We start from the raw sequence: 7735 nt of genomic DNA on the forward strand, positions 1-7735 counted from the left end.
CAGGTCAAGAGATGATTCCCTTTCGCTTCTGTTTGTTTTTCTTCAAGTAACTGCATTTTGCTCCCAGACTTATTCATGCTGATTTGTTTATTTACAGAGTGTCAATAAATCCGGAAAGAAATAGGATCCAACAACATCCCTTCCCGGCTGATCGGAGATTACGTTATAAAAACCAGGTAGTTTAGAGTCAAAAAAAATTAGCGAACACTCATCAGAAATAAGTAGAATTTTTTTTAAAAAAATTGAGATCTTTTGTTTTATGTGGAATGCTTTTTTAAATGCATGTTTCCAATGTATGAAAGCCGATTGATTGGAAATATATTTCTTTCTCGACTAAACAAGGATGGTGTCGCGTTTGTTAAAGGTAAAAAATCTCAATAAGTCCTATTCAGTTTCGGGAAAAAAACTCGAAATATTAAAAGACATCTCTTTTCAGATCGAAGAAGGAGAATTCATCGCAATTATAGGTCCTTCCGGCTCCGGAAAATCCACATTGCTTGCTATTTCAGCAGGTTTGGATCGTCCGGACGAGGGAGAAGTGATCTTAGACGGGATTCCTCTCTTGGAAAAAGAGGAAGACGAACTCGCAAAACTCAGAGGAGAAAAAATCGGATTTATTTTTCAAAATTTTCAACTGATCAAATCGCTCAATGCGTTGGAAAATGTCTCTTTACCTCTTGTTTTAAATTCAAAATTGACAACGGCTCAAATAAGGGATCAAGCATTTTCGTGGTTGGAAAAAGTTTCCATGAAAGAAAGAGCTTCAAATTTTCCGGGACAACTTTCGGGAGGAGAAGAACAAAGAATTGCGATCGCAAGATCTTTCATTCACAATCCGAAAATTTTATTTGCTGACGAACCGACTGCAAACTTAGATAAGAAGAACGGTGAGATGGTGATGAAACTTCTCGCCGAGTTGAATCAAAGAACTTCTTCCACGTTGATCGTCGTTACTCACGATCATTCCGTCGCCGATCTTGCGGATCGTGTTTTAGAAATGAGCGACGGAAGAATCATTCGAGAAATTCAAGGCAAGAAGAATCGGTTTCAAAAGAAAGTTTCCGCGAAGTCGGTGAAGTCCGCGAAGAAAAAGGTTTCTAAGAAAAAAAGATGAAACTGAAATTATTAATTCAATCGATCCTTCGTGATTTTCGTTCTAGAAAAAGTTCTGCGTTGCAGATAGTGTTGGCGATCGCGATCGGGACCGGCTCTGTTACTGCGATTCATGCTTATAGAGAAGAATTGAGCCGGTCCATTTTAAAGGAAGCTCGTAACCTCATGGGTTCCGATCTTTTGGTTCAAACCCCTTCGCCGATCACTTCGGAACAAAGAGAATTTATGTCCCAAAGTCTTCCAAAGGGATCGGAAACATCGGAACTCGTGCAGTTCGCTTCTATGCTTCGAAATCCGGAGAATGACGAAACTTCTTTGTCGCTTATCAAAACGATGAAGGGAAGATTTCCTTATTATGGAGAAATTCTAACGGAACCTCCGGGAGCTTATCGCAAACTCAAGGAAGGGGAGATTCTACTCGAAGAAAGTCTGATTAAGAATCTAAAGCTCAAAGTAGGTTCTTTCGTTTCTCTGGGGGAAAGAAATTTTGTACTGAAGGGAAAGGTTCTCAAAGAACCCGGAATCGCGGGAAGTTTTCTTTCCATGGCTCCTACTTCGATCATCACTTCTTCGTCATTGGCTTCCACGGGTTTGGAACAAAGAGGTTCGAGAATCAGTTATCTGGTTCCGATTAAACTTAAGGATCCGAGCATTGCGAGCAAATATAAAGAACTTCATTTTAAGGACTATATTCAAAAAGACTTAACTCTTTACGATTCTACGGAAACAAACTCCGGTTCTCGAAAGTTCTTAACGAATACTTTGGATTTTTTCAGTTTGCTCGGTTTATCCGCTTTCTTTTTGGGAGGAATTTCGATTCTTCTCGCGAGCCGTGCAGGGATTCGAGAAAAGTCGAGTGCTCTTGCCGTTTTGAAATGTTTAGGAGCAAGTCCTAAAACGGTAAGTTTTATCGTTTTGGGAGAGTTGTTATTTTTTTCACTGATCGGCTCCATTCTTGGCATCGGCCTGGGAAATATATTGCTCGGTTGGATTCCCGATCTCGCGGGAGAGGAACTTCTCGGGTTTAAACCGACGATCGGATGGACTTCCTTTTTATGGGGACTTTTGATCGGTATATTGATTCCATTCTTTTCTTCCATCGAATCGCTCGTAGAAATCCGAACACTAAAACCGATTCTTGCGTTAAGAGAGGAATTTCAAGAGGAAGCCAATCGAATTCCTAAGTTTAGAATCACTCAGGTTTTTGGATATACGATCCTGTTTTTGTTGTTTTTTCTTTTAGCTTGGTGGGAAACGGAAAGTTTTTGGAAAGGATTGATTCTTTGTTCCATTCTTCTCGTTCTTCCCTTGATCGTCTTCTTGGTATATTCAGGAATTAGAATGTTTATTTCTAAGATTAAAGAAAGGAGCGATCTGACTCCTTTTTCAAGATTTATCATCGGAAAGTTCGACCGTCCGGGAACAACTCTTTCTTTATCCGTGATCGGCCTTACGAGTTCCTTGTTCATTCTTCTGCTATCTTTGATCGTAAGCGAAAGCCTTTTAGAATACAGCGGAGCTAAGGATAAGGAGAGGCGACCGAATCTTTTTGTGATGGATATTCGTCCCGAACAGAAGGAACATTTTGAGGAAGTTGTGAAAGAATTTGATGCGGAGAAGGTGATCGTTGCTCCGGTGATCGGTGCGAGATTATCTAAGATCAACGGCGAGACTGTGAAGAAGGACGAAACCGAATCTTCGGCATTAAAAAGAGATTGGAGGTCGACCGCGAGAACAAGGGAATATTTTCTTTCTTATCGTAACGATCCGTATCCGACCGAGAAGATTGTGGACGGTGATTTTTGGAGAAAAGGAGAAGAGGATCAGATCTCGGTTGAGAAAGAATTCTCCACTTATTTGAAGGTCAATTTAGGAGACAGTCTGACCTTTTTGATTGGAGGCGTCGAGGTTACGGGTGTGATCCGCAACTTTAGAACCGTAAACTGGGCCGATATGCGTCCAAATTTCGTCGTTTTATTTTCGAAAGGAATTTTGGAGAAGGCTCCCGGATATTATTTGAGTTCGCTTCGGATCGAATCCGAAGAAAAGAGATACGATTTGCAGAAGAACCTGGTTTCAAAATATCCGAATCTGACGATCATCGATACGGACAAAGCGGTGCGTGCCTTCCTGGGAATCTTAGAGAAGATATCGTTTACAATTCGATTGATGACTTGGTTGATTTTAGTTTCTTCTTTGTTGCTGATATTGACTGCATTGAATTCGAGCCGAAAGGAAAGGATCGAAGAAACCACCTTGTTAAGGATAATCGGAGGCACGTCGAATTTTTTAAAAAAAGTTTTTCTATGGGAAGGGATTCTTTTAGGCACTTTTTCTTTTTCCTTGGCTTTGCTCTTGGCATGGGGAGCAAACGAATTGATCAGTCAGAAGGTTTTGGAAATTCAACCGTCGCATCCATTTCTTGAATATTTATTTGCTTATCTATTTACGATTTTTGCTACGACCTCGGTTTACTATTTGAACCTTAGGGGAGAATGGAAAAAGCCGCCGGCAAGTTTTATGAAAGCTATGTAATCTTTTTTGTAATTCTTTGTGGAGAATCTTTTCTTCGTACGATTAGAATTCTTCGATTATTTTTTTTAGCATCTCTTGGTTTTTTTTTCAAAAGAGGGGATGTTCTGAATCCAAAAGGAACCGTAAGAGGTATGGAACAAATTTTTCTCAATTCCGATGAAAGTATAGAATCGGCCATGACTGAAAGTCAAGATCGAGTTGTTACGCTGCTTGTGCCGGAGTTTTATTTCGAAAGTCTTTCGAAAGAAGAAGGAAAGGTTTTGGGGAAAAAGTTACCGTATCTTCTGAGGAGATATGGTAAGTATATGTGCACCCAACCTCGGTTTAACGAGAAGGGGATCACGACACTTTATCAGAAAAAGCAAGGGAAGCTGAAAAAGCTGAATGTAAGGATGGGGACCGGGTATTGGGCTTTTCTAGGTGTATTAGCCCATTCTCATGGTGTATCTCGTTGTTTTCTTTTTAATTTTTTGCTGTCTTTGGATCAGGCTGGAGTCGGAGATTTTATCGTGGAAGTTTTAAATAGAGGAGTTCCTACCTTTCACAACGTTTACAGATATATCTGGCAACTAGAAATCACACAAAACAAAGTGATTCGTCTACTTCAGTTCGACCCAAACCCGCTTCAAGCTTACTTTGATTCCACTTTTCCGTGGTTAAAGACTTAGAAAGCTTGTCCGAAACATTTTTAGAGTTCCTTGAAATTGAGGAAATATCTTCCTAAAGGACCGTTTGTTGTCCTCTAGGAAAAAGAATCCTATTCTTTTAGATTAGAAGCGAAGAATTCCTGATTGTTTGGGAATTGAGTTTTCGCAGAACAGACTTTATAGTTGGAAGCGGAAGGACAAGACGCGGTTCCGCCGACTTTACAGCCTTTATCTTGGCATTTCTTTCGGTTATCAAAAGTGTCGGAGCCGGTATATCTGCAATAATCTCTGCAAATATCCGCAGATCCGGAAGTGCAAATATAACAACCGTCTGCAGAAAGATCTTTCAAAAAGAAGAAAGAAACTAAAATAACGGCGATCAAAACTGAGTTCTGAAACTTTTTCATAAAATTCCCCTACCGGAATCTGATCATAAAAATTCTTCGATCTCTGTAAAGGCAAAATTTGAATCTTAATTCAACATCGGGTCTTTCGTGTGTTCTACGAAATAACGATAGATTCCACCCTTACTTCTCAAGGCTTCTTGCCAGGTGGTCTCTGGATCTTGATTCAGAACAAAGTCTTTCGTCGCTTCGTGTACAACCCAAGACTTTCGATTCATCTCGGTTTCCAATTGTCCGGCGCCCCAGCCGGAATAACCTTGATACACGTGAAATTTAGAAGGGGATTCAATTAATTCCAACAAAGTGTCGAAACTTCTTGCGAGAAACAAACCAGGAATCACTTCGATTCCCGGTTGCGAAATGTCGTTATTTTCATGAAGAACCGAAATGAAAGTCGGATCGACAGGGCCGCCCGAGTAAATCGGAAGACTACGACTGACTTGGTCGGGAATTCCCTGGATCACGTCCCCGATGGCCGCCTCTTGTTTTTTGTTCAATACCAAACCGAAGGCGCCTTGGTTATCATGTTCTATTATGAGAATTACCGTTTGATTAAAGTAATCCATCACGATCGAGGAATTGGAAATTAGAATCTTTCCGTTATACGTTTCTTCCATTCGTTTTACCGGTTTAGACCATTCTTACTTTTTAGACGTTCCGTGGATTTCGGAAAGAATTTTATACGCGATTTCCAGCGTAGCAACATCAGAATCCCTATTTACGATAGGATCGGTTTCTTTTCTGATACACCTGATGAAGTGCTCGTGTTCTTGTTTTAACGGATTATCTTTGTGAACGAAAATTTTCTCCACGATCGATTCTTGACGATATTTGATTTCTTCAGATAAAAGAAGAATGTCGGACGTCGCTTGTCTGTGAAGTTCGATTTCTTGATCCGTAAAATCCAACATGATATAAACGTCTTTCTGAGTGATGTTCAATGTTCTAATCTTTGCTTGGGTCGCACGAGAAGCGGTGATGCTCGCAAGACATCCGTTCTCAAATTCTAATAATACGTTGGCGATATCTTCGTGATTCGACTGGACTTTCGTTCCGGATGCGGACAACTTCTTTACCGGAGAATTGACTAGATTCAATACGATATCGATATCATGAATCATCATGTCGAGAACGACTCCGACGTCCTTGATTCTCGGATTAAAAGGAGCTAATCTTCTGGATTCGATCAGTAACGGATCCTTTACGATTTTACCTAATTCTAATACTGCGCCGTTGAATCTTTCTACGTGTCCAACTAATAAAACCAAGTTTTTATCGGCGGCGATTTTTACGAGTTCCTTTGCCTGTTCCGTTGTTTCTGCGATCGGCTTTTCGACTAATACGTGTTTGCCGGCTTCCAAGGCCTTTTTGGCGATATCGTGATGAAGGAAGGTTGGAACTGCGATGATGACTGCGTCAACTTTTGAAATTAATTCTTCAAAGGAAGCGAATGCAGAAGTTTTATGTTTTTCGGCCATCAGCTTCGCTCTTTCTAAATCTGCGTCGTAGATTCCCGTGAGAGTGGCGTCTCCTAGAGTTCTTGCTACATTCACATGATACTGACCCATGTGTCCGGTTCCGATCACACCGAGTTTTACTCTTTCTGTCATTTTTTGTCCTTTTTTCTTACGCTTGTTTCTGCGTTCTTTGGGGAATTCCCAGGCTTCTTTTGATGATAAAAAAACAGCCTGAAGTTCTTTTTTTGATTCGAATTCTTCAGGCCGAGTTCTCTTATTTATTTAGTGAAAATTTTTCCCTTGGAACCGGGGATGTTCTCTCCGGATTCTCTGGCAAATTCTTCGATCAATTCTCTTTGGCGTCTCGTTATCTTTTTCGGAATTTCGATTCTTACGATAACGTGTTGATCTCCTTTACCGTAAGCGCCGAGATACGGCATCCCGTGTCCTTTCAATCGGAAGACTTGCCCTGATTCCGTTCCTTCTGGAATTTTCATCTTGGCTTTTTTACCGTCTATAGTCGGAACCTCGATCTCCGCGCCCAAGATGGCTTGCGCCAAGGTTATCTTACGAGTAAGAATTAAGTCGTTCCCTTGGCGTTCGAATAGCTCGTGTTTTTTGATATGAGTTACTACGTAGAGATCTCCGTGCGGTCCGCCGTTAGGTCCAGCTTCGCCTTCTCCGGAAACTTTTAATCTGGAACCGGTTTCGATTCCCGGCGGAATTTTTATATTAATGGTTCTTCTTTTTTCTTGAAGACCTTGTCCATTACAAGACTTGCATGGGTTGGAAATCGTGGTCCCCTTTCCTCTACAAGTAGGGCAGGTTGTCGCAACGGAAAAGAATCCCTGAGTTCTTCGGATCTGACCGGAGCCGCCGCAATCTGCGCAGGTTGTGGGAGAACTTCCCTTTGCCGCGCCGGATCCGCTACAATCCGGACAGGATTCTAATCTTGGGATTTCAATTTTGTATTCTCGTCCCAAAGCGGCGTCTTCGAGAGAGACTTCTAAGTTATAGCGTAGATCGGAGCCTCTTTGGGGGCCGGATCTTCTTCCGCTTCCTCCGAAACGTCCACCACCTTGTCCGCCTCCGAAAAAATCACCGAAGATATCGCCAAAGTCCCCAAAGATATCGGAGAAATCAGTGTACGCGCCTTGCCCATATCCGGCACCGCCCGCACCAACACCTGCTTTTCCGAATTGGTCATAGGCCTGACGTTTTTTCGCATCGCGAAGAACTTCGTATGCTTCCGTGGCTTCTTTAAATTTATCTTCGGATTCCTTATCACCTTTGTTTTTATCCGGGTGATATTTGATTGCTAACTTTCGATAAGCAGATTTGATCTCTTCGTCGTTAGCCGTCTTGGAAACTCCAAGAATATCGTAATAACTTCTTTCACTCATTGTTTAATTCCAAGTACAGCGCTGATTCTTATTGGGTAAGTTTGATTGCGAATCCAACACCTTCGATGTCTTCAAGAATTCCCGCGTTAGCCGTTAGGGGGACGCGGGGTGGGCTACTAAAAGTTTTTATTTTTTATCATGATCCCCAACAGTATAATCATCGTCGGCGCCCGTTT

General features: G+C 41.6%; 7 protein-coding genes. 3 read left to right on the forward strand and 4 right to left on the reverse strand.

Annotation, left to right across the window (positions count from 1 at the left end; genetic code table 11):
• Positions 1-355: 355 nt before the first annotated feature.
• From JWG45_RS13690 to JWG45_RS13700, 3 genes are all read left to right on the forward strand, one after another.
• Positions 356-1114 (forward strand): ABC transporter ATP-binding protein, encoded by a 759-nt coding sequence (locus JWG45_RS13690; protein WP_205280261.1) that lies wholly within the window; start codon positions 356-358, stop codon positions 1112-1114.
• Positions 1111-3648 (forward strand): ABC transporter permease, encoded by a 2538-nt coding sequence (locus JWG45_RS13695; protein ID WP_205280262.1) that lies wholly within the window; start codon positions 1111-1113, stop codon positions 3646-3648. Before JWG45_RS13690 ends, JWG45_RS13695 begins: the two co-directional genes overlap by 4 nt.
• Before the next feature lie 131 nt (positions 3649-3779).
• On the forward strand, positions 3780-4316 hold the full coding sequence (locus JWG45_RS13700) for a DUF1564 domain-containing protein (protein ID WP_205280263.1): 537 nt from the start codon (positions 3780-3782) through the stop codon (positions 4314-4316).
• Positions 4317-4405: 89 nt separating this feature from the next.
• On the opposite strand, the gene JWG45_RS13705 is transcribed toward JWG45_RS13700, so the two are convergent.
• The 4 genes from JWG45_RS13705 to dnaJ all read right to left on the reverse strand — a co-directional run bounded on the left by JWG45_RS13705 (position 4406) and on the right by dnaJ (position 7559).
• Positions 4406-4702 carry a hypothetical protein gene (locus JWG45_RS13705; RefSeq protein WP_205280264.1) on the reverse strand — a complete coding sequence of 99 codons (297 nt, stop codon included), beginning with the start codon at positions 4700-4702 and terminating at the stop codon, positions 4406-4408.
• 65 nt (positions 4703-4767) lie between these two features.
• On the reverse strand, positions 4768-5316 hold the full coding sequence (locus JWG45_RS13710; protein WP_205280265.1) for a YqgE/AlgH family protein: 549 nt from the start codon (positions 5314-5316) through the stop codon (positions 4768-4770).
• Positions 5317-5340: 24 nt separating this feature from the next.
• Entirely contained in the window at positions 5341-6438 is a 1098-nt protein-coding gene (locus JWG45_RS13715) for a Gfo/Idh/MocA family oxidoreductase (RefSeq protein ID WP_332476588.1), read from the reverse strand.
• Positions 6435-7559, reverse strand: a complete 1125-nt coding sequence (dnaJ, locus tag JWG45_RS13720) for a molecular chaperone DnaJ (protein ID WP_205280267.1) — start codon at positions 7557-7559, stop codon at positions 6435-6437. The genes JWG45_RS13715 and dnaJ overlap by 4 nt, the downstream gene beginning before the upstream one ends.
• Between the last annotated feature and the right edge of the window lie 176 nt (positions 7560-7735).

Source organism: Leptospira ainlahdjerensis, assembly GCF_016919175.1.
Classification (GTDB): domain Bacteria; phylum Spirochaetota; class Leptospiria; order Leptospirales; family Leptospiraceae; genus Leptospira; species Leptospira ainlahdjerensis.